We start from the raw sequence: 23836 nt of genomic DNA on the forward strand, positions 1-23836 counted from the left end.
ACCCTGCTCTGTTTTTATCTAATAAGTTGGTTATTTCGAGACTCAAAAGTTTAGGTTAGAATACTTCTAAAAATCTCGTAAAAAGAAGCTTTTTCAGTTGATCGTGGTTTTTGTTTAAAATTTAACTAAAAGAAAGGATGTTTAGGTTCAGAGAGGAGACTGTATAACCATTCTAGTCCTACCTCACTGATCCATTTTAGTGAGCGACTTTTACAACCCGCTTCAAAGTCAATAGTTGCTCCAATTACCAGAAAGACTCTAACATTGGATAGTTATTTTTTGTATTTACCGCTCCACTTTTCTTGTTTAGGAGCTCCTAAACTGACAGCCAGAAATGTTGCTCCTGAGGTACGAATTTTTTCTAGGAAATTTTTGTATGCTCTATCACCTTTCTCAAAACCAAACCTGGGAGAATAACAATTAAATAATAATCTCACGCTCTAGTTTTTGATTGATTTCATTTTGGGCTTGTCGGGCAATTCCTTTTTTAGACCCTAGTAGAAATATCTTAATACTTGAATTATCTCTATTTTTTTCTAAAAAGTAGGAAATAAGTCCGAGCCGGAAAATTTTTCTACAAGAGGAGTTCCCCAAAGTTTAGAGGCATATTGAACAATTTTGCTGTCGCACACTCGTTAATTAGACTGTCGATAAGCCTATTTTAGTTCGGGATTCGTGCGTAATTTTATTAAATGATCCATATTTAGGTGTAACGATAAATCCTCCAAAAATATCAAAATTTTCTAAAAACTCTGACATAGAGAAAATATAAACAACAATATTAAGAATATTAACTATATTTATCTTAAACTAGAAAGTTTGTTTTATCTGTATATAATCGGATTTAAACATATAAATTAAGTTTGAAATTTTGTGCAACTTAACTCTATTTTTTTTAGAAAAAGTAATTAAAATATGTAGTTTTTTAGAATCATAAAGTGCGATGCTGCAATTTTGAGATGGTTAAAAACCAAAAGTTATGTATGCTACAAAATAGAAAACCTACTAAATAACTTAATACCGAGAAAAAAATACTAATGTTAGCGACACAAAGATATCGAGAATTCTTTGTTTCAGAGAACTTATAAGTACAAAATCTGTTATGGAGACTATCTACTCCATATCTAAAATAGAGGGAAAATACTCGAAGTAGCTATTTTATATTCAATTAATGCTGTCTTTTTTCATAACAAACAACTTTTGTAAAAAGCCATCTGACCTTGAACATTGGCAAACTCCCATAAAAGGCAAAATACTATAAAGCCATGCTTGTTTAGAACTCAATCGCTCTTGTTGTTAACAACGATAAATCCGATAAGCTAGGACAGGATAACCACCAAATAGAAGTAAACTCAAGTTAGTCATTATAGGAGCTAATACCAAAGCTATCACGGGCAAAGTTATTCCTCAAAACCAAATACTGTGACTTTCTTTAACAAGAATGATTTTCAGTAGTTTTCCCTGTAACCAAGCCCCTTTTCCGTAGGGGTGACTAGTGCAAATACTCCGTTTCCATCATTGACCAAACTTAGTCATTTGAGCATTGTGTAAGGTCATTTCCCCCTCAATACAAAGAATTTTCCATCTCTGTTGTCATCGTCTCATACATAACTCAGATTCTTCTCCAGCAATCATTGACAAGTTAAAAGCTTTTACGTATTGAAATGCTTTAACTCGCATCATTAGAATCTCTTCTACAGTCCTTGGTCTCTCCTACAGGAATATCTCATTCAATATCGCATAAACTGCTCAGGATAGCGTTCTCCTCGGCGGACGCAAACTACAACTACTTGCTCTTGTTGTCCCAGTTTTTTTATACCGAGTTTAGCCAGCTGTCAACAACTTCACAGTTTCTATCTACAAATTTAACACTTGTTCAATTTGTATTAATTTCTGCAGGGCAGCGATTAAACCATGATTTTTTTAGCACGGGCGGCAGTAAAGGAGACATAATAAATCTAATTCAACTACTTCAACTCCTAGTAATCGCGCTAATTTTACACTACCATTCAGTTGATACTGAATTAACATAAGCTAAAAAATCTATCTAATTAACCGCTGATTCTAAGCACCGACAGAGCTTTTCTCTTTCATTGCGTCCAATGGACACTAATCCAATTTAGTTCACTTTAACTTCTCTATCAAAAATCTTATATAAGGTTCTCTAATTTTAGAAAAAATGTTTGAAACTCTACAGGGTAGAAAAACGGAGCCAATATTTTTTTGCTAATCAACTGAACAACTTATGTCGCAGAAGCAATAGCCTTTTCATATAATTTATATACTAGATAAATTTTTATATAATTTAAGTATCATCATCTTCACTAAATAAATAAATATTCAAAATAGTAATTAAAGAAGAGATAAAAGTTAAAATTAACTATTAAAATAATCTGTAAAAATCAAGAAATTATTGAAAATAAAAATAAATAAAAAAATGCTGTGTTTTTAACAAAAAAATAATTGTATAGTCCGAAATACTTGCCTTTAAAACTTATGTTCTATAAACAATAATAATTGGTATTTGTATAAAAGCTATAAAACTGAAGTAGTTTAACAGAGTCAAAGTAAAAAAATCAAATATATAAATAAAAAAGTAAGCAAAACTAAAAATACCACAAAAAAAATAAAAATAAATACAGTAATTGTTTTTGATAATTACTCATTGCATACAAAATAAATGATACTTCATTTCTACTCTCATACGGTCTCAGTCTCAATTATTGTTAATCTCTTTGAGAGATAATTATATTTTTGAGTTTTCTGTTCCATTCTTTATAAAATTATTGTTTTTTATCAACTTTTGGTTTTTGTAAAAAACAAATTTAAGGAATTGCTGAATAAACAGCATACATTCTCAAAGAGAATTGTATAAAGTCTGTGTTTTGAGATGGTTTGTAATAGGCTATAGTGTTGAATGAGCTTGTTTGTTATAAGGGTCAATAAAGACTTAAGACTAGTCAAAGAGATGCTATTCTGTCCTCTTTCATCACGAGCTAAAATCGATTAGTGACCATTGCGTTGTACATAAACATGACCGAAGTTATAGGTAAACAACCAAGTATATAATTTTAATCCTTTCTTATCACTTGAGTAAATAAATAAACTAAAATTTCTTGCCCCAATAGTTTTAATAACATATTTCTAAGGAATAAGATTATCTGTGAGGGATAATAGAATTTGACTATCGCAAAATACTTCTACATGGATCTCATTAAAATATAATCTAACGCCCCTCCAATAAACCCTGAACGAACATCACATAAATATAATCTTAACCAAATAGTCTGTTTTAAAAATTAAATTTGAAAATGACAACAGCCTAAAGTAGCACTATAATTTTCAAATTAAGATTTTATAATTTTAACTAGCGTTAGGATCACCTTGTAGAGCTCATTGTAGAAAATTTTGCTTTTCCATTATCTCTTCTAAAGAGATTTAACAAGAATTTTGAGGATACTGTGAACGAGAGAACTCCATCTCAAAGAAATAAACTAACTTTCCATGATGAAAAATTTGCCTATGATTCTAATCTAGCTATTGACTGAAGGATCGTTTAGTCACTAATTTTTACTCCTACAACCTTAATTTCTATCTCTATTTGATTAAAAAAGATCTCATCTCTTGATTTCTCTACTCGGCTCTCAATTTCATGGCAACAAACTAGTAAAGTCTTTATTTTCTCTTAAAGCCGATGAGCGGACTTGAACCGCCGACCGTTCGATTACGAATCGAATGCTCTACCACTGAGCTACATCGGCACTACCAACTACTCAGTATATCGCAAATGACTAGACTGAACAGCAACAACTATCACTAGAGCCCTCTAATGACTATATCTTCTAATCAAAATCTACGTTCTCTTTGATCTCAACGAGACTCTAAAAAATATGCCACACTCAAAACAAAAGCTCAGCTTCCTTATAAAGGGTTGAGACAGTTTTTTGTCATCGCTTTTAGTACATAGGAGTTGATTAGAATTGTAATATTTTTCTCGCATTTAACGGGCAGATGTAACGTCGCGGAGAATTTACACAATCTTAAGCTAAAGAGAGGATTGTAGCTTTAACAATATGGTTGTTCAACGTCGAAATCTTATCGTAAGACTTATGTACAAAATATCAATGATAGAGAAATACATTTTTAATAGATTCGGAGAAATTTTCTGTCCTATCCAGATTACAGAACAAGAAAGGGAAGTTACCTGGACTTCTCTTCAACTTTGAAAAGATTGAGTAACAATTTAAGTCGTTTTAAATGTCTATCTAAATAGGAAAAGCTAATTTTCTCCCCAACAATCCTAAATTAAAAACTAAGGTCGTACTCTAATTCCACTGGAATTAGAGTACGGCGGCTCTCTACTTTTGTACTTATTACTCCTCCGTCCTATACTTAAATCACTTGTACCACAGCAATTTTGAAGAAGAATGGTTGGACACGATCACAGGAATTATCAAATTTTTCCTATTCTCTAAGGTTTCTGTCTGATGTTCCCTTACTGTCTGTCCTTTACTTCTAAAATCTCTTATCCCTTCTTTAATTTTTACGTATTGAAGTCCAGAATCAGTTTCAACAGCATTGTCTAGCTCCATTTCGTTAATTCCCTTAATTAAAGTGTTTAGGGCTATTTGTAAAAATTCTCTACTCGTTAAAGAGACAATCATTGAAAGCTTACCTTCAGTGATTGCCTGTATTTTCTTTGGCGTGTTAAACAAAGATCCTCCCGACAACAATAAGCTGAAAACGGCAATAACCCTAAAACCAATATAAATCTCCAGTATAATTCTTTTGTTAAACTTTACTTGCCTTACTTAACGCCACATTTTGTTTTCTAAATCTCTAATCTGACGTTCTAAACGATCAATACGCCCACGCAATTCATCCATTTCAGACTGACGAGGAACGCCTAAATTCTGTAGCATGTTTCGCAGTTGACGTTCCATCGTACTTTCAAAGTTACCTTGTCCTGCTCTAATCTGTTGCATTATATCCTCAACAAATCCTTGAGCTTCTTCCGAATCGATTCTGCCATCTTTAACCCACTGATCACTCACTTCTTTGATTTTTTCAGCAACTAGTGAGGTTGTGCCGATTCCTACCAACAATAATTGTTTCATCCAGTCATTACTATCCATGAATTTTCATTACCTCCGAAATCATGCTCCTGTACTCCTAACTGATAGTTATAAAGACTCACTAATTGTAACCATACCAAAATTTTCGATAACTTGATCTCTCCGTTGATAATTAAAGTTAGGTGAGGTATGTAAAGTTAAATAATTAACCAATAATTAGTTCAGAAGTAAAGACTGTAATTTTTTTTGATTTACACTACAATGATTTTAATTAAACTTCAAACTTAACGTTGTGATTTTTATTACTTTAAAGCACCTAAATCAGATTTATAACCACGCCTTTATAATTTATCCAGAAGAATGTTGTGGTTTGCTTCTTGGTGTTATCAAGGATAATCAAAAACATGTAATTGAAGTTTTTCCAACAAAAAATAATTGGAGTCTAGAAGAAAATAAAATATTACCCAATATCACTAATAATCATGAAAAATATTTAAGTAAACACAACCGTTTCAGTATTGCTCCGTCAATACTTGTAAAAATACAAAAAGAAGCCCGTGATCGCCAATTACAGATTATTGGTATTTACCATTCTCATCCTGATCATATAGCCGTTCCCTCAGAATTAGATCGGGCAGTCGCTTGGGCTGAATATTCATATATTATTGTTTCAATTACCTCAAATCAAGTTAATGGGGTTACAAGTTGGCAATTAGATAATACAAAAAATTTCCAACCTGAAGATATAAAAATTATAAGAATTGATTCCAATTGAGATATTGTCCATTTAAACTAAGTCAACTCTAAATTATTTAACGACAGTAGATATTATCTTTTACTGCATTAGTACGTAAGTTGATGTCAGTTAATTTCTTTATTTTTTTAAAATTATTAAAATTCAAAGTAGCTTAGTTTTAAGTATCTTTTTAAGATTATTTAAAATGGGTATAATGAGAACTGAGTTTAAGTAATATTTCCTGGTGAACTTGTCGAGTAATTGGATAAAAATAGGCTAAAATTAATCCTATGAGTAAAATCCCTGTGGAAATAGGGCCGATAATAATCCGAATTGCCCATAGAGCTGATTCAGTTTGTACTCCTTCACCGGAAGGAATATACCCTGACCAATCTAAGATTTGACCGACAAAAAACAAGGCTAAAGCAACTCCTATTTTTTGCAACTGTACTACCACTCCAAAAAAAATACCCTCTCGTCTTTCTCCAGTATTTAATTCATCTAAATCTATAACATCAGGCAACATTGACCAAGGAACAATATAAGCAGTTGCAATTCCGATACCAGCCATAAAAGCAAGAATGTACAGTAATACTACTTGTCCTGATTGTAGAAAAAATAGTCCTAATCCTGCAATAATTATAGACTGTATACCATATAAATATATATACTTTTTTTCAATTTTCTTACTCATAAAATTTAATAAAATTAGTACAAATAATGCTGTGCTTTGAACTGTGATAGCCATTTGGGTGACATGAGTTTCTTGTAATTTCATACAATTAATTACAAAAAAAGGAAGAGTTGATGCAATGATTTGAATACCCAACCAAGAACAAAGATAAATTCCCATGACATATAGAAAAGGACGATTATTAAATGCCAAGTACAATTCTTTTTTAAAAGATAGGGGAGAAGTTTTGTTGCTTTTTAGATGTTTTTGTTGAACTTGATGGTAACGATGATAAGTTCCCCAAACACTGATGTATATCATCAGCATTGCCAGCAATCCACAAATTAATCCTATTAACAAATACTGTTGTTTTATATTATAGATTTTTGTAAAAATTATTTGTGCTAAAACTAGAGAGAAAATACTACCACCAATACTAAAAGCTGAGCGAAAACTAATTAAACTTGTACGTTCATCATACTCTTGTGTTAACTCAGCAGATAAAGTTCCGTAAGGTAAAAGAACTGCTGTAAAAGATACATAAAATAAAAAAGAAACCACTCCATAATAAACAAATAAAAGTATCTGATTAGTAGTAGGAGGAACCACCCACAATAAAATAGAAGTTATTCCTAAAGGAACTGATCCAAATAACATCCAAGGATAGCGTCTCCCCCAACGAGAACAAGTATGATCGCTCAACCAACCAATAACTGGATCATTAATCCCATCCCATACTTTACCTACCAACATCATCAATCCCGCCAAACCTGGACTTAAACCAGCTACATTTGTTAAGAAGAATAGAAAGAAGAAAATCAAAATATTACTAGGAAGAGCTCCACTTAATTCTCCAATTCCATAGAAAAATTTTGTATGGAAAGTTAATTTTTTTTCTTTGCTGAGCATAAGTGATTTTAAATTTATTAAAGATTAAATAGCTATTAAAACAATCGCTGATTTTAGACTAGGAAAAAAATTGACTTTTGAATGATTGAGCAAAGAGATGTTAATGAAAGTTAATAAAAGTAGGAGCATAAGCTAATGTTTTTCTATATTGTAGATATTCAGTCGAAAAAAATCTGCTACAATGATCTGGTTGAGCGCCTATCAAGAAACCAATGTGACGCTTAAAACGTGACGCTTAATTAGTCAGGCGACGCCTATGCTAAATCCCAATTTACAAGAAATCGAACTCGACAAAGAAGAGTTTCAAAGATACTCTCGTCACATTATTCTTCCAGAAGTAGGACTAGATGGACAAAAACGCCTCAAGGCCGCCAGTGTTCTGTGTATAGGGACAGGGGGACTTGGATCTCCTTTACTCTTATACTTAGCGGCCGCAGGAATTGGATGTATTGGAATTGTTGACTTTGATATTGTCGATAGTTCTAACTTGCAACGTCAAATCATTCATGGAACATCTTGGGTAGGAAAACCGAAAATTCAATCAGCAAAAGACCGGATTTTACAGATTAACCCCTACTGTCAAGTGAATTTATATGAAACTCACTTATCTTCAGAAAATGCACTAGAAATTCTTAAACCCTATGATATTGTTATCGATGGGACGGATAATTTTCCGACTCGGTATTTAACTAATGATGCTTGCGTTTTACTTAATAAACCTAACATCTATGGGTCTATCTTTCGTTTTGAAGGACAAGCAACGGTCTTCAACTACCAAGGAGGTCCTAACTACCGTGACTTATATCCCGAACCCCCACCTCCTGGAATGGTTCCTTCTTGTGCAGAAGGAGGAGTTTTAGGTGTACTTTGTGGCATTATTGGGACAATCCAAGCCACTGAAGCTATTAAGATTGTTTTAGGAGCGGAAAATACTCTCAGCGGACGTTTGTTGCTTTATAATGCCTGGGATATGAAATTCCGTGAGTTGATATTACGACCTAACCCTGAACGTCCGCTAATTAATAAACTTATTGACTACGAACAATTCTGTGGAATCCCCCAAGCACAGGCAGTGGAAGCGCAGGAAAAAGCAACTGTTCCTGAAATTACTGTTAAAGAATTAAAAAAATTAATTGATCATGGTACAGGTACTTTTGTCTTGATTGATGTTCGTAATGTCAACGAGTACGAAATAGCCAAAATTCCAGGGTCAACTTTAGTTCCTTTGCCAGATATTGAAGATGGAAAAGGAGTAGAAAAAATCCGCGGATTATCACAAAACAGAAAAGTTATTGCTCATTGTAAGACGGGAAGACGGTCAGCTAGGGCGCTAGGAATTCTCAAGGAAAAGGGGATTATAGGAGTTAATGTTAAAGGTGGAATTACAGCTTGGAGTAAAGAAGTTGATCCTGATATTCCCCAATACTAATGTTGCTACTGCTCCTCAGATTTCTAACTAAGTAAAAATAGTAGTAAAGTAATCTACCTTTTCCTAATTTAGAGGTAGATTTTTTTTAGGGTGAGGATTTTATCATGAAATTTCTTGATAAGTAGATAGGTAAAAATAAATGGTTATCTTAGACTGACGAGATTGAATTTTTCTTTTATTAAAATTGGCAACAATTTCTCTAATACAATATCTGAAAAATCAGGTATTTTTAAGTGCAATAAATAAGTTATTTAAAACTAATTAGCTAATTTCAATAGTTTTGATACCAAGTATGGGTTGTTATAAAAAGGTTTCTAAACTTATATTTATTTTTAAGTGAAGTATTTTTGATATGATTAGTGAGTTTTTATACACTTAGTTTAATTTAGCTTTTTGTCCTTTGCTTAAATATTTTTTATTTTAGAGCAAATATCTTTACTCTTATTTTATACTCGCGGTTCTTCTTTTAAACTACTATTGGAAGCTCTTTAGCTTCCTGTTTAAGAGGTTCTCTTTGATTATTAAATGGTTGGTTTCAGTTGAATAGCTAATAATAACAGCAGTTTATAAAAAAAATAATTATGTATTAACATGTTACTAAATCAATCAATGAAGTGATTTTTATTCTACAGTTTTTAATGAGGTTTAAATCAAGAAGATAAAAAGATAGAATACAACCATTACTTCTATAGATTCCATATTTTATCTGATTTTACTGCTTTAAAAGCCTATAAATAATCCATAAAGTACAAGTTCATAGCAATATTTTTTGTGTCAGTACCTGCGTTATATAAGTGAGAAAAGTTTCTTTAATTTGTATATACTTTAAAGGTAGTTTCGTAAAAAGACGATGAGTGATTGATTTAATCAACGTAATATTTTTTCCCCAATTATTAGTGCATTTTCCATAAGCTCGTTTTCCTGTAGTTGCTCCAGCAAAGTGATGAGTAATAGTTAGCCAAAACCCAGTTCCATCAATAAAAACTAGGTCTGAAAGTTTGACTTATCTAAATGTAGTCAAATATTCCATACCTTGAAAGCCTATTAGTATAAGTTTTCAAGATATAGAGTATTTTTTTTGTGTAAGCAAGTACTTATTTCTTGTAGAAAAGTCTCTTTATCTAGTTCTAGCAATTTTTTTATAGCATTAAGTTGTTCTGTATCAATTACTCAATTAAATAAGATTGTCCTTGACTACTACTTAGGTAATAGTTCTAGACTTTGAGTTTAATATTTTATTGAACTAGATTGAAAATTTATGTTTATTTGGTAAGGAAATTCTCCATTTTTTTTAGTACTAGTTAACGGCTTATCTACTTATAGTATTATTTATGTATGTATAACTAATTAGAGCATAAAAAAAGTAGTCTACATTAAGAAAATAATTAAGATTTAGCTGCCAAGTATGTAACTAAAGAAATATCAATAAATTATTCATAATATGTCTATTATTATTCCTGACTTACAGTAACAAAATACTATCTTTATTTCAAATTTGTTAAAATACAAAATATTTAATACTTAAAATATTTCATACTTGTTTATATTCAAAATATATACCAATTTTAAAATCGTGGGTAATACCTCTACAAACAGATAATATTTTTTGTTGTAACTTAAGTTAGCTTTTGAGAAAAGACGTATAAGAAACGTATAAAAAGATTATTTTTTATACGTTTCTTATAAAAGATAAAACATTAAATTAATTTAAATATCAATTAATAAGAAATATTGTTGTAAACAATAGATCTAAATTAGCTAGATGTTTAAAACATATTTAACGCTAAAAAAAATATCAATTTCTTAGTAAAAAATAGAAGGCTAGATCATGAATTATCTATAAATAATTAATATTAACTTTTAATTATTAATTGGATACTTTTGGGTAAGCAATCAATAGTGATTTATTAAATATTGTGATCACAAACAAATAATACTACTGTCCTTTTTTTAGTCGTTAAATACACTATCAATGATCAGATAATTGCTTTAGATACGTGGGCCGATTATTATCTAGTTAGAACTTTTAAATTACGGAAGTTATTAATGCGAGTTTAAGTCTTACTGTATCGTTCTCCCTTATATTTAAAATAAATACATTCACCCATACTAAAATCAGCATATCTAGAATTTTTAGAAAAAATTCAAATCACTTACGATCAAAAATAAAGAATAAATTTATCAAATAAATAAATTCAGCTTATCTCCTATTTCATGCAACATCCAGGACAATTTCTTATCCGTAAATAAGCTTACCAATATCTACGGATAAGAACAAAATTAAACCAGTAGTAATGTTGTGGCTGTTTTAATTCTTCATTTTACGGTGCAAAATTTCACCAGATAGTAGATTCACCTTAATTCAAACTGTGTATAGACAAGAATATCGCCTTTATAACTAAAATATGATGATCATCCCTCTTTGAATCCTAAAATTCAAGGTTATTTAGTCTGACGAAATAAGAGATAGATAAACATTTTAAATGTCAATTAGAACAACCCTAATAAGATCTAGATAATTTTTTTTTCTCATTTGACCTCCAACCTTCCATCGTAGAGCTTAGCCTAACCATTTCAACAGCTTAATGCTAAGCTTAAACTTAAATTTTTCATTCTTTTAACCGATGACCGCCGAGCCAAATATTGTCTTAGAAGGGACAAACCCCCAACCATCCTCTTCCTCTTCTGGAGTTTATTCTCAAGTTCATTTAAAGAGTGAAGGGAAAAAACTCCTACTGATATTGCCCAAGATAACTAAAGAGGAACAAGATCCTCTGAAAGATTGGACGAAGATCTTCCAGGATCTAAAACATTGTCTAACCTATCATCAAGGAACGTGGGTATCGGGAATGTCAGTACACTTAGTAGTACAAAATCGTTTACTCGATAGTAGACAATTACAAAGTATTGGTGAGGTTATTGAAAATGTTAATCTAAAACTCAGTAGTATTCACACTAGTCGCCGTCAAACCGCTGTAGCAGCGGCAATTGCAGGTTACTCAGTAAAACAAGAAGTTTTTAGAAGATCATTGTTTTCTGAAAGACAACCGACTTTATCTCCCTTAGCTGAGCCTCTTTACCTAAAAACAACGGTACGCTCAGGAGTCACTATTCGCCATCCTGGGAGCATTATTATCCAAGGAGATATTAATCCTGGAGGAGAAATCATTGCTGATGGCGACATTCTAATTTGGGGATGTTTGCGAGGAATTGCCCATTCGGGAGCAAAAGGGAACTCAAAATGTTGCATTATGGCACTACAAATGCAACCGACACAACTACGCATTGCAGAATTGGTTGCCAGAGCACCGTCAGGAACCCCTGAATTTCTCAGTCCTGAAGTTGCTTATGTTACTTCCGAAGGAATTCGTTTGAAGCTAGCCCCAAATTTCAGTAAAACCCATATCCTAAAACATAAAAGAAAAGAGTAGAGCTAAAAAACTAATAATTCGTCATAATATCGATGAAAGTTAAATTATCATCGGTCATTGAAATTGCACATTAAAATTAAATTATGAGTCGTATTATCGTAATCACCTCCGGTAAGGGAGGCGTTGGTAAAACTACCACCACTGCTAACTTAGGATTGGCTATAGCCAATTTGGGGCACAAAGTTGCTCTAGTTGATGCAGATTTTGGATTAAGGAATTTAGATTTATTACTTGGACTCGAACAGAGAGTTGTCTATACCTCAATCGATGTTTTAGAAGGACAATGTTCTATCGAGAAAGCCTTAGTTAAAGATAAACGTCAACCTAATCTGGTACTGTTACCAGCCGCCCAAAATCGAACTAAAGAAGCTATTAGCCCCGATCAGATGAAGCAGCTAGTAGGACAAATTAATGAGCACTTTGACTATATTCTGATTGATAGTCCAGCCGGAATTGAAATGGGTTTTCGTAATGCTATAGTCCCTGCAAAAGAAGCTATTGTCGTCACGACACCAGAAATGGCTGCGGTTCGGGATGCAGACCGGATAGTTGGGTTATTGGAAAGTGAGGAGATCGAAAAAATTCACTTAATAGTTAATCGAGTTAAACCAGAAATGATAAAACTAAATCAGATGATTAGCGTTGAAGATATTATCGATCTTTTGGTTATTCCTCTCATTGGAATTATTCCCGATGACGAACGAATCATTGTCTCGACCAATCGAGGAGAACCCTTAGTCTTAGAAGAACCTCCTTCTATTCCAGCTATGGCTTTTAACAATATTGCCCGACGCTTGGATGGTCAAGCGATTCCTTATCTGGATTTGATGGCGGCTCATGATAACTTAATGACTCGTATTCGTCGCCACTTTTTCGGTAGTTAAGTCCTTTCTATGAAAATTAAACCTATGATTTTTGAACAACTAGAAAAACTTTTTCCGTGGAAAAGTCTCCCAAAAAGTGGAGAAGAAGCCAAACGCCGACTAAAAGTAGTTATTGCCCATGATCGCGCTGGACTCAGTTCAGAAATACTTGAATCTATGCGTCAAGACATCCTAGAAGTGGTAAGTCGATATGTAGATATTGATCATGAAGAAATGGAGTTTGCCTTAGAAAGCGATCAACGAATTACCGCCCTTATAGCTAACTTACCTATTCGTCGCTTAAGTCAAAAAAACTTAATTCCACCCCAATCTGATTGAAAAATTAATTACAGTTAATTTCTTTTGAATAGTGGGATAAATAGAAACTTTAGCCACCTTGGCTATTTTTTTACTTTTCTCTTGTTTTTGGAGTTTTTTGAGTTTATATTTTAATTAGTCGACGGCAGTTGAATATTTCCAATACTCTCTCTGAAAAGGTAAGACTATAGCAATTTTATAATGTTAATTTTTCTATGTCTTTGTTTATAAGAAGTGTTTAAGGTATAAATACTAGTTTTTATTCTTTGTTTTTCTTATTCTAGTTCTTTGAGTATGGTATAGATTTATAGATATAATTTCGGGTTGTTGTTCAGAAATCGTTCCAGTAGGAACTCGAAATTATCTATAATTTCAAGTAGTGTTCTCTTAATTTCAAAGAAAATAGCTTATGAGGTTCTAAACTCAGTTTGATTATTAATCGATGAACCTACACAACAAATTCAGTGAACATCATCAGCAACTAAATAAATTACTGAAGATGTTGGTAAAAGAGCCAAATTATTAAAGCGAATAATTAAAAATTCTTCAACTAATAGGAAGTCGAATAAATTTGTCATATTTTTTCAGTAAATGAACTTTACAGGATTGATGAAGAGCCTGAACCCCGTCTACAATAGGTAAATATGGAAACCATCCTTGACTATTTATAGTTAGTTATCAACTTTACAAAAACAACATCCTATGTTTGATGCTCTCGCCGAACATTTAGAAGACGCTTGGAAAAAAGTACGCGGTCAAGACAAAATCACTGAAAATAACATTCAAGAAGCTCTTATAGAAGTGCGTCGTGCTCTACTAGAAGCAGATGTTAACCTCCAAGTCGTCAAAAAGTTTGTCGCAGATGTCGGAAAAGCGGCCGTCGGTGCAGAGGTCATTGCTGGGGTTAAACCTAATCAACAACTCATAAAAATTGTCTATGACGAATTAGTTAAAGTGATGGGGACCAGTAATGTTTCCCTTGCTAAAACTGAAACGTCCCCCACCGTCATCTTGATGGCAGGGTTGCAAGGAACAGGGAAAACCACCGCTACCGCTAAACTTGCTCTTTATCTTCGTAAAGAAAAGCGTAGTTGCTTGATGGTGGCTGCCGATATCTACCGTCCGGCAGCTATCACTCAGTTAATTACCCTTGGACAACAAATTAATGTTCCTGTCTTTGAACTCGGAAGTGAAGCGAACCCAGTTGATATTGCTCGTCAAGGGGTAGAAAAAGCCAAGGAAATGGGACTCGATACTGTCATTATCGACACTGCCGGACGACTGCAAATTGACGAAAGTATGATGGTAGAATTAGTCCGCATCAAAGACGCCACTAAACCTGATGATACCCTCCTGGTGGTAGATGCTATGACCGGTCAAGAAGCGGCTAACCTAACCCGAACTTTTCATGAACAAATTGGCATTACCGGCGCAATTCTGACTAAAATGGACGGGGACACGCGTGGAGGAGCAGCTCTATCAATTCGTCAAATATCAGACAAACCAATTAAATTTATTGGAGTTGGGGAAAAGGTAGAAGCACTACAACCATTTTATCCTGATCGCATGGCATCCCGTATTTTAAACATGGGGGATGTTTTGACCTTAGTTGAAAAAGCCCAAGAAGAAATCGATATTGCAGATGTAGAAAAAATGCAGTCGAAAATTATTGAGGCTAAATTCGACTTTAATGACTTTCTTAAACAAATGCGCATGATGAAAAATATGGGGTCATTAGGAGGTCTTTTAAAGATGATTCCAGGGATGAATAAACTCAATAATATAGATATTGAGAAAGGAGAAACTGAACTTAAGCGAACTGAGGTGATTATCAGTTCCATGACTTTTGAAGAACGAATAAATCCTGATTTATTGGCTAAGTCCCCCAGTCGTCGCCGTCGTATTGCCAAGGGGTCAGGCCATTCTGAAACCAAAGTCGGAGAACTGGTGAAGAATTTTACACGTATGCGGAGTATGATGCAGCAAATGGGACAAGGAGGAATGCCAGCTATGTCTGAAATAGGCAGCAGAATGTTTGGGGGCATCGGTGAACAAATACCTCCAGGGTTTCGTGGTCATGGTGATACAAAGAAAAAAAAGAAAAGGGTCAAAAAGAAAAAAGGATTTGGCCAACTTTAAAAGATAGTCTAAAGTTGGCATTGCCCATCTTGAAACAGCCTAAAAGAACCTTTTAGATATAAAGAGTGATTACAATGGCTTTCTTTAACTCAGACGACGTTCTACAACAAATCGGCAACCAAATTTTGGAGGTTACGCGGTCCGAGTTCCCACAATTAGCTCCTGATCAATTAGCATTAACTTGGATTGTTTATGATCCTCCGGTGATTGCTAATACAGGAGGCGCAATCTCTGCCGAAGAATTCTGGAAATATTCTGTTAGAGGATTCAGTTATCGGGGAATTGAACGCGTCTACCCAGCAAGTGTCGTCAAATTATTTTATTTAGTAGCGATTCATGAATGGCTAGAAAGTAAAATGATTCCCGAGTCAGTGGAGTTAAACCGAGCCATTCGGGATATGGTAGTAGATTCTAGCAATGATGCAACTAGTTTAGTCGTTGACGTACTGACAGGAACCACCAGTGGACCGGAGTTACCGGCTAGTCCATTTGACACTTGGCAACATCAGCGTAACATTATCAACCGTTATTTTCAATCATTTGGATGGGAAGGATTAGCTGCTATCAATGTTAATCAGAAAACCTGGTGTGATGGTCCCTATGGTCGAGAACGAGTATTTGTAGGGGAAATGATGGAAAATCGTAATATGTTGACGACCAATGCCGTTGCTCAATTGTTATATAGTATCGTTGGCGGGGTAGCTGTCTCTTCAAAGCGATCACAACAAATGATGGAACTGCTCAAACGAAATCTGACCGCGAAAAATTTAAATATGACGGGGGAAGAAAACCAAGTTATTGGTTTTTTAGGGGAAGGGTTGCCTCCAAATGCCCAATCATGGTCAAAAGCAGGTTGGACTAGTAGAGTTCGCCACGATGCAGCTTATATTCAAATTCCTGGATATCAACCTTATTTATTAGTTGTTTTTACGGAAGGACAGAATAGTAAAAATAAAACGATCATTCCTTTTATTTCTCAAGAAGTCGTGATAGCGATGGCTAATCTTTAGAATGTCTCGCCATCAGCGAAATAGATTCTATAAAGAAAATTCAGGAAATTAATTGAAAAAATTTTTCATCAAGATCATAGCCAAACATTTTTGCCATCGACTGAAGACGAGCGATACTAGGAATTTTTCTACATTTTAACCAATCAGACAAGGTAAACAATTTGTGCATAATAAAAATTTCTAGAGCTTCTGGATTATATTGAATTCCCTCAGTCCGGCTAAATTGATGAGGAACCAACATAGCGAAATAACGGGCTAATTCCCCATCTTTCCAATCTAAAATAAAAGGTATCCAGGGATAAATTGAGTCTAAACGAACAAACCACAGGCGAACCTCCGGAATTTCTGATAATTCTCTGGGATCAGTGGGACTACGAGGATAATTAATTTCAAAACTTAGAGTTTGTTCATAGGAGACAATCCCATTTTGGGAAGCCTTTGGCTGTGCTGTTTGTATCAAAATCGGTTCAACAATGGCAGTGACAGGAGATAAATCCAATCGCATTAGATGATCCGGTTGTAAGACAATTGTATGAGTCATTCTTTAAGTGTTTTGTCAGAAGCTATCTAATCCATCGTATTCTAGTATAAACCTATAGAATTGGTATAAACACTGACGTTAAAACATGAAAAAAGCGGTTATTTGTGGTTATTATGGTCAAGGAAACGGTGGAGATGAAGCCTTATTAGTCTCTTTATTGCAGATGCTTCCGTCTCAAGTGCAGCCTATTGTTCTCTCAGCAAACCCACGGCAAACCCATAAACGTTATGGAGTTAAAAGTTGTTCTAATCGTTCGGTTTTTGCCATCTTAAAAGCTTTAAAAACTTCTGATTTGTTTATTTGGGGTGGAGGGAGTTTAATGCAAGATGTCACAAGTTGGACAAGTCCTATTTATTATGCTGTATTGATGGCTTTGGCTCAACAACAAGGCTTAAAAACTATCGCTTGGGCTCAAGGAATTGGCCCCTTACGACGTCCTTTCACCCGTTGGTTAACCCACCAAGTTCTTTTAGGTTGTACGGCTGTTAGTGTGAGAGATGGGGCTTCGGCTAAATTAGTATCTCAATGGCAAATAAATCCTTTAATTGCTCCTGACCCAGTTTGGGCTTTGACAGGGAAATCAATCCCAGGGTTAGTAGATATCCCTGCCCCTAGAGTGGCGGTTAATTTACGGAAACATCCCCAATTAACTCCCCAAAGACTAAAAATTTTGACTAAAGCGTTAATTGATTTTCAAAAAGCTGCTAATGTTTGTTTATTATTAGTTCCTTTCCAAGCCTCCCAAGACTTATCAATTGCTCATTCACTTGCTTCAGAATTACCTGGTTCTCATCAGATTATTTACCTAGAAGATCCTAGAGAATTGAAGGGACTATTTCGTGAAGTTGAAATGACTATTGGAATGCGTCTTCATAGTTTAATTATGGCAGTGGCTGAAGAATCTCGGTGTTTTGCACTGAGTTATGATCCTAAAGTTAGCCGTTTGATGGAAGAAATTAATTTACCTGGATGGAAATTAACTGAACTTCCTGATGATTCCAGTATTATTAGTAGCGTGTGGTTAGAATACTATGCTAATGGGAAAACACTAAACCGCAATCACCTTCAATCTTTAGTAGATCGGGCTTTAATACACCAAGAAATCTTCAAACGGGTTTGTGAGTGATGAAAGAGAATTACTAACGTAAACTCACCTGTTCTTGGAAAGTCACTCTAGAATCATCAGATGTATTTCAAATTACTGTAAAATAGATGATTTTAAAATAAACTTTTTTTGATTATATTAGTAAGTTTTTTAAAAATTTTTATATTTTTTTATAAACTATGCCTATTAAAAATTATCAAGTATATGATTAATAATCATAAAGTGCTCAGTGCGGTAGGCTATCTATAAACTAGCAATATATGACGATTGTAAAGACTCCAAAAAGTATTAATTTTACCATAAATAATTTAGTTATATTGATGTTTTATATCTTAGTAGTTAAGGCATTAAGCTTTTAACTAAATTTAAAATTTTTTTTTCTTTATATGAGAAGTGTTCTTTTAGATAAGAAGCATTTATTTCAGGATTGATAAGTGAATATAATTCGATACATAAATCTTTTTTTGTTCGACTATTCAGTATTTGAAGAGAAAATACTTTTAGATATAGAATCACTTTTTTTGAGTCGATCTATATACTTTTATTTTGCAAGTTTTTTAAAGAAAATCTTCTTTTATTTTTCTTTGATCTTGATTATAAAAATCTTTATTATTATGATCTTATTAAGGTTTAAATGTTAAAATTATGTCTATATATGACCTAGTTTTGTTTAGCAACAATATGATAATAAGCAATTTTTATAAACTAGAATTATTCCTAAATAAGATATTCAAAATGTTAACATCGATAGTTTTACATTACAGGTTTAGTAAAACTATTCTTATCTATTAAGATAATAATCTCTTGTTTTGCTTCTTAGGTAGAGCAAACTTGAAGAGAAATAGTACAAATTCTAAGAAAAACTGGATTGTGTGGGACGATATGTTCCTGTTGTTTAAGTGAGATATAAAAAGTGAGCAATTCATGATATTTTCTCAAAGAGCCAATGGTATTTTATTACATCCAACATCTCTACCCAGTCGCTTTGGTATTGGTGACTTGGGAGAGGGATCCTATCGTTTCATTGATTTTTTGGAAAAAACCGGTCAAACTATTTGGCAAGTTCTTCCTTTAGGCCCAACTGGATACGGCAACTCCCCTTACTTATCTTATTCTTCTTTAGCAGGGAATCCCTTATTAATTAGCCCAGATGTTTTGTACGGGGATGGGTTAGTTAACAAGGAAGATTTGGCTTCTTTTCCAGATTTTCCAATTGATTATGTCGACTACGACCTCGTCATTAGAACTAAGTTTCCTCTTTTAAAAAAAGCTAGTAATGCTTTTAAAACTAATGCCTCATATGAACTACGCCAAAGCTTCGAGACTTTTTGTGATTATCATTCCTATTGGTTAGAAAACTACGCCCTCTTTATGTCTCTCCATGAAGCCCATCCAGGAAAGACTTGGAGACACTGGGAAAAAGATATTGCTACTCGTCAACCTGAAGCAATACAGCATTGGACAAAAAGATTGGCTGAATCAATTTTTTACCATAAGTTCCTTCAGTTTGAATTTTTCCGTCAATGGCAAAAAGTAAAAAAATATGCCAACGATCGCAACGTTAAGATTTTTGGAGATATTCCCATCTATGTCGCTTACGACAGCGTTGATGTTTGGGCTAATGTTGAATTTTTCTGTTTGGATAAAAAAACTCAAGCCGCATCGTTAATGGCTGGCGTTCCCCCAGATTATTTTAGTGCTACGGGGCAATTGTGGGGAAATCCGGTTTACAATTGGGAAAAACTTGAAGAAATCAACTTTAAATGGTGGATTAGACGGTTTAAAAGAACATTAGAATATCTTGATGTTGTTAGGATTGACCATTTCCGAGGTTTTGAAGCTTATTGGGCAGTTCCCCAAGGAGAAACCACAGCTGAGAAGGGGAAATGGTTAAAAGCTCCAGGAGAAAAATTTTTTCAGTATCTTAAAAACGAATTGGGTGAATTGCCCATTGTTGCTGAAGATTTAGGGGTCATTACTCCAGAAGTTGAAATATTACGAGATAAATTCAATCTTCCAGGGATGAAACTTCTCCATTTTGCTTTTGATAGTGACCGTGCTAATCCTTTTCTCCCTTACAATTACACCAACCATAACTGTGTCGTTTATACAGGAACTCACGACAACAACACTACAGTGGGATGGTTTGCAGAACGTAGTTTCGAAGAAAATGCGAGAATTACAGACTATTTGGGTGGTATTTGTCCCCAAGGAATTCACTGGAGCCTAATTCGCTTAGCTATGGGATCTGTCGCTAATCAAGCCATTTTTCCCTTACAAGATTTACTCGGTTTGACGGAAACAGCAAGAATGAATACCCCTGGTTTAGCTGATGGTAATTGGGGATGGCGATATTGTTCTGATGTACTAACTCCAGAATTGACTAAGCATTTACGATTTTTAACGGAATTATATGGACGTATAGTTCATTGAGAAACCGAAAATTGGAATGCTTAGATTGCAGCTATTAATCTTAGAGACTATTTATTAACAAAACATTAAGCAGATGCATCGGGCACAAACTATAGTAGTTTGGGTAACTTCTTTATTTTTCGTGTCGTAACGTATGAAAATAGTTCTTTTGGTGTATTGATGTAGAGCAGTACACCCTACAGTTCTCTTGGAATATACTGTGTGAACAGAGTATATGATGTAACTTAGGCTAACTGTTCTGATGGTAACCTAAGCTAGGGTGAGATTATGCTGTAATTCGTAAAAATGAATAGGCTTGTGGATCTACTTTTTTCTTTTTTCTTAAGGATTATTAAAAAAGCCCCTGGTGGTGTTGAAGACAACAACCTCAAGAAAACTAGAGTTTTGTGACTTCAATAAACCACCAGAAGTATAGAGTAATTCTTGGTGACAAGAGAAGTTCTTGCAAGAGCAATGAACCTCTGCATTGGAAGAAGAAAATCGATTGATAATAGTTCCCTAGAGCTCAGTAAACAGTTATGAGTAAATAGCTATTAATAATCCGTTAATTTTCAATGAAAAAACTAATTGTTGCCACAAGTAATCCAGGAAAACTTAAAGAGATACAAAACTATTTAATTGAGTTAGACTGGAAATTAGAATTAAAGCCAGATACCTTAGAAATTGAAGAAACAGGAACGACATTTGTTGAAAATGCCCGCTTGAAAGCTTCTCAAGTAGCTAAAGCCTTAGGAGAGTGGGCGATTGCTGATGATTCAGGGTTAGTAGTTGATGCCCTAAACGGTGCCCCAGGAATATATTCAGCTCGATATGGTACAACAGATGAAGAGCGCATTGAACGGTTATTAAGAGAATTGGGGAAGACAGACCAGCGTCAGGGGCGATTCGTGTGTGCTATTGCGATCGCTCGTCAGGATGGTTCGATTGCCTTACAAAGTGAAGGTGTTTGTCGTGGAGAAATTCTGACCAGTCCGAGAGGAACAGAAGGGTTTGGTTACGATCCTATTTTTTATGTTCCTCAATATAAACAAACCTTTGCCCAAATGCCGCCAGATATTAAATGTAAAGTGAGTCATCGAGGCCAAGCATTTGAAGCTTTACTTCCCCACTTGTCTGAAGTATGAATTATACTAATATAACTGTAGAAAAAAGGTTGTTAAAAATTGTCATGATGCTTATTTTATTTACCGTTTAGTTTTTTGTTAGATAGCTGTTGATATGGATAAAGATACTCGATTTGCGTTATTAGTGTTAGGACTTCCCATTTTAGGCTTACTTTACTGCGGTGGAATTATTGCAGTTTTAAGGAGTATTCCGTTTGCTAGAGAGCATCCTTTAGTGATTGGTTTTGGAGTAATGTTTTTCCCATTTACTTTGGCGGCAACGATTTGGATCAAAGCTTCTGCTAAAGCTTACAAAAAAAATGAGTTTATGATGAAATTAGAAGACAAAAATAAATAAGATTATCTAACTTCAATTTAGTGATGAACTAAGGAAGTGACATAAGAATTTCTTAATTGAATTAAGTGGTTCTTATGTCAGGGCTAGTGCTGTTAGATTAAGCTAAAAAAAGCTAGGTTGATGACGAACCAAATTTAGGAACTCTTCGCGGTTTTTCTGTTCTTCTTGAAAAACTCCTAACATCGTACTGGTAACAGTCCAAGATCCTAGTTTTTGCACCCCTCGCATCACCATACACATATGAGTTGCTTCCATTACGATTGCTACTCCTTGAGGATCTAAAATTTCTTGAATTGCTTCCGCAATTTGACGAGTTAAGCGCTCTTGTACCTGTAAACGACGGGAATACATTTCCACAATCCGCGCCAGTTTACTGAGTCCGACTACTTTTTTATTAGGAATATATGCAACGTGAGCTTTTCCCATAAACGGAAGCATATGATGTTCACATAGACTATAAAAATGGATATCTCGCACTAAAACCATCTCATTGTGTCCCTCGTCAAAAATAGCATCATTGACTAAGGTTTCTAGAGATTGATTATACCCATCAGTTAGAAACGCCATGGCTTCTGCAACTCGTTTAGGAGTTTTCAATAATCCCTCTCGATTAGGATCTTCCCCTAGTGCTTCTAACATAGTTCGGACAGCCGCCATTATTTCTTCTTTATTGGCTTCCTCTGCTGGACGGAAATCTACTTGTTCTCCATTGTGAGCATTACGGTCAGGTCGGCTGGAAACACACTCAACCAGACTGGGGCTGAGATCGGGGCTGCGATCGTTAAAGTCATTAGAATCAAGGGGATTGAATCCTTTAGAAGACGCTATTGTCATGATTAAAGTAAAAACACTTATCTGGGCTTACAGAGTTCCAGCACTAGGTAAAATAGTCATTTCTTCAATGACAGCTTCTGCTGGCAAGAGTGCCGCCTGAAGAATAGTTTGAGCGACGGTATAGGGGTCGAGCATAGCAGAACGATTCAAATCGGCTTGAACAGTGTCTGTATCCCAGATGGGGGTATTAACTGCTCCAGGGTTGATGGTGATGATACGAATACCATTAACTTGTTCTTCAGCTGCTAAAACTCTAGAAAAAGCGGCTAAGCCAGCTTTGCTGACGCTATAGGCTCCCCATTTAGGGAATGTACTAGAAGCAGCGATCGAAGATACATTAATAATCGTTCCATATCCCTGCTTACGCATCTGGGGTAAAATTCCCCGAACACACTGAAACACACTGGTCAAATTTAAATCCATCACCTTTTGCCAGTCTGATAGAGAGGTATCTGCCAGGGGATTGGTATAACCCATTCCCGCATTATTGACAATGATGTCAATACCTTCAAAACTATCGGCAATTTGTTGTACCTTTACTGGTATCTCGGTTAATTTACACAAATCGACCCCGTAGGCTCGAGCTAATACTCCTAACTCTTGGGCTGCCTTAGCAACTGCTTTTAATTTATCTGAAGGACGGCTAATTAGGGCGAGATCTATCCCAGCCTTTGCAAAAGTCAGGGTGGTGGCTTCCCCAATACCACTGCTGGCTCCTGTAATAATAGCTCGAAGTTGACTTGAGGGAAAACTCATGATACGCTTCTGCATCAGTATCTACACTGCTCCCTGGCTGAAAGTTGTTAGAATTATACTAAGCTAAGCCTCCAAGCAACTTGTATAGATTCAGAAAACAATAGGAATTGATTTGTTAAGAAA

Annotated in this window: 17 protein-coding genes, 1 tRNA gene and 1 pseudogene; 11 read left to right on the forward strand and 8 right to left on the reverse strand. The window is 34.6% G+C overall.

Annotated features, from left to right (window positions below):
• Positions 1 to 125: 125 nt before the first annotated feature.
• From RGRSB_RS10585 to RGRSB_RS06360, 4 genes and pseudogenes are all read right to left on the reverse strand, one after another.
• Positions 126 to 437: pseudogene (locus tag RGRSB_RS10585) on the reverse strand (WecB/TagA/CpsF family glycosyltransferase).
• 3252 nt (positions 438 to 3689) lie between these two features.
• Positions 3690 to 3761, reverse strand: a tRNA-Thr gene (locus RGRSB_RS06350).
• A 636-nt stretch (positions 3762 to 4397) separates the two neighbouring features.
• Entirely contained in the window at positions 4398 to 4715 is a 318-nt protein-coding gene (locus RGRSB_RS06355; protein ID WP_119260324.1) for a hypothetical protein, read from the reverse strand.
• A 96-nt stretch (positions 4716 to 4811) separates the two neighbouring features.
• A complete protein-coding gene (locus tag RGRSB_RS06360; RefSeq protein ID WP_119260325.1) occupies positions 4812 to 5135 on the reverse strand; it encodes a phasin family protein in 324 nt (107 codons plus the stop codon).
• 232 nt (positions 5136 to 5367) lie between these two features.
• Here RGRSB_RS06360 and RGRSB_RS06365 point away from each other — a divergent pair, with 232 nt between their 5' ends.
• Positions 5368 to 5850, forward strand: a complete 483-nt coding sequence (locus tag RGRSB_RS06365; RefSeq protein WP_119260326.1) for a M67 family metallopeptidase — start codon at positions 5368 to 5370, stop codon at positions 5848 to 5850.
• A 157-nt stretch (positions 5851 to 6007) separates the two neighbouring features.
• On the opposite strand, the gene RGRSB_RS06370 is transcribed toward RGRSB_RS06365, so the two are convergent.
• Complete coding sequence (locus RGRSB_RS06370; RefSeq protein ID WP_119260327.1) at positions 6008 to 7393, reverse strand: MFS transporter; 1386 nt, start codon at positions 7391 to 7393, stop codon at positions 6008 to 6010.
• A gap of 256 nt (positions 7394 to 7649) precedes the next feature.
• On the opposite strand from RGRSB_RS06370, the gene moeB reads away from it, so the two are divergent.
• From moeB to RGRSB_RS06400, 6 genes are all read left to right on the forward strand, one after another.
• Positions 7650 to 8822, forward strand: a complete 1173-nt coding sequence (moeB, locus tag RGRSB_RS06375; protein ID WP_119260328.1) for a molybdopterin-synthase adenylyltransferase MoeB — start codon at positions 7650 to 7652, stop codon at positions 8820 to 8822.
• A 2624-nt stretch (positions 8823 to 11446) separates the two neighbouring features.
• Entirely contained in the window at positions 11447 to 12253 is an 807-nt protein-coding gene (gene minC / locus RGRSB_RS06380) for a septum site-determining protein MinC (RefSeq protein ID WP_119260329.1), read from the forward strand.
• A gap of 83 nt (positions 12254 to 12336) precedes the next feature.
• A complete protein-coding gene (minD, locus tag RGRSB_RS06385) occupies positions 12337 to 13137 on the forward strand; it encodes a septum site-determining protein MinD (protein ID WP_119260330.1) in 801 nt (266 codons plus the stop codon).
• A gap of 24 nt (positions 13138 to 13161) precedes the next feature.
• A complete protein-coding gene (minE, locus tag RGRSB_RS06390; protein WP_119260989.1) occupies positions 13162 to 13455 on the forward strand; it encodes a cell division topological specificity factor MinE in 294 nt (97 codons plus the stop codon).
• A gap of 681 nt (positions 13456 to 14136) precedes the next feature.
• On the forward strand, positions 14137 to 15573 hold the full coding sequence (ffh, locus tag RGRSB_RS06395) for a signal recognition particle protein (protein ID WP_119260331.1): 1437 nt from the start codon (positions 14137 to 14139) through the stop codon (positions 15571 to 15573).
• Positions 15574 to 15647: 74 nt separating this feature from the next.
• Positions 15648 to 16583: a serine hydrolase gene (locus RGRSB_RS06400; RefSeq protein ID WP_119260332.1), complete on the forward strand. Its 936-nt coding sequence runs from the start codon at positions 15648 to 15650 to the stop codon at positions 16581 to 16583.
• 40 nt (positions 16584 to 16623) lie between these two features.
• On the opposite strand, the gene RGRSB_RS06405 is transcribed toward RGRSB_RS06400, so the two are convergent.
• Positions 16624 to 17124, reverse strand: coding sequence for a CRR6 family NdhI maturation factor (locus RGRSB_RS06405; RefSeq protein ID WP_119260333.1), 501 nt, complete (start codon positions 17122 to 17124; stop codon positions 16624 to 16626).
• A gap of 85 nt (positions 17125 to 17209) precedes the next feature.
• Here RGRSB_RS06405 and csaB point away from each other — a divergent pair, with 85 nt between their 5' ends.
• From csaB to RGRSB_RS06425, 4 genes are all read left to right on the forward strand, one after another.
• Complete coding sequence (csaB, locus tag RGRSB_RS06410) at positions 17210 to 18250, forward strand: polysaccharide pyruvyl transferase CsaB (protein WP_119260334.1); 1041 nt, start codon at positions 17210 to 17212, stop codon at positions 18248 to 18250.
• Between the two features lie 903 nt (positions 18251 to 19153).
• Positions 19154 to 20662, forward strand: a complete 1509-nt coding sequence (gene malQ, locus RGRSB_RS06415) for a 4-alpha-glucanotransferase (RefSeq protein ID WP_119260335.1) — start codon at positions 19154 to 19156, stop codon at positions 20660 to 20662.
• Between the two features lie 554 nt (positions 20663 to 21216).
• Positions 21217 to 21786 carry an RdgB/HAM1 family non-canonical purine NTP pyrophosphatase gene (gene rdgB, locus RGRSB_RS06420; RefSeq protein ID WP_119260336.1) on the forward strand — a complete coding sequence of 190 codons (570 nt, stop codon included), beginning with the start codon at positions 21217 to 21219 and terminating at the stop codon, positions 21784 to 21786.
• A gap of 94 nt (positions 21787 to 21880) precedes the next feature.
• Positions 21881 to 22123, forward strand: coding sequence for a hypothetical protein (locus tag RGRSB_RS06425; RefSeq protein ID WP_119260337.1), 243 nt, complete (start codon positions 21881 to 21883; stop codon positions 22121 to 22123).
• 102 nt (positions 22124 to 22225) lie between these two features.
• On the opposite strand, the gene folE is transcribed toward RGRSB_RS06425, so the two are convergent.
• On the reverse strand, positions 22226 to 22957 hold the full coding sequence (folE, locus tag RGRSB_RS06430) for a GTP cyclohydrolase I FolE (protein ID WP_119260338.1): 732 nt from the start codon (positions 22955 to 22957) through the stop codon (positions 22226 to 22228).
• 27 nt (positions 22958 to 22984) lie between these two features.
• Positions 22985 to 23713 carry an SDR family oxidoreductase gene (locus RGRSB_RS06435; RefSeq protein WP_119260990.1) on the reverse strand — a complete coding sequence of 243 codons (729 nt, stop codon included), beginning with the start codon at positions 23711 to 23713 and terminating at the stop codon, positions 22985 to 22987.
• Positions 23714 to 23836 lie beyond the last annotated feature (123 nt).

It is taken from the genome of cyanobacterium endosymbiont of Rhopalodia gibberula (assembly GCF_003574135.1).
GTDB lineage: Bacteria > Cyanobacteriota > Cyanobacteriia > Cyanobacteriales > Microcystaceae > Rippkaea.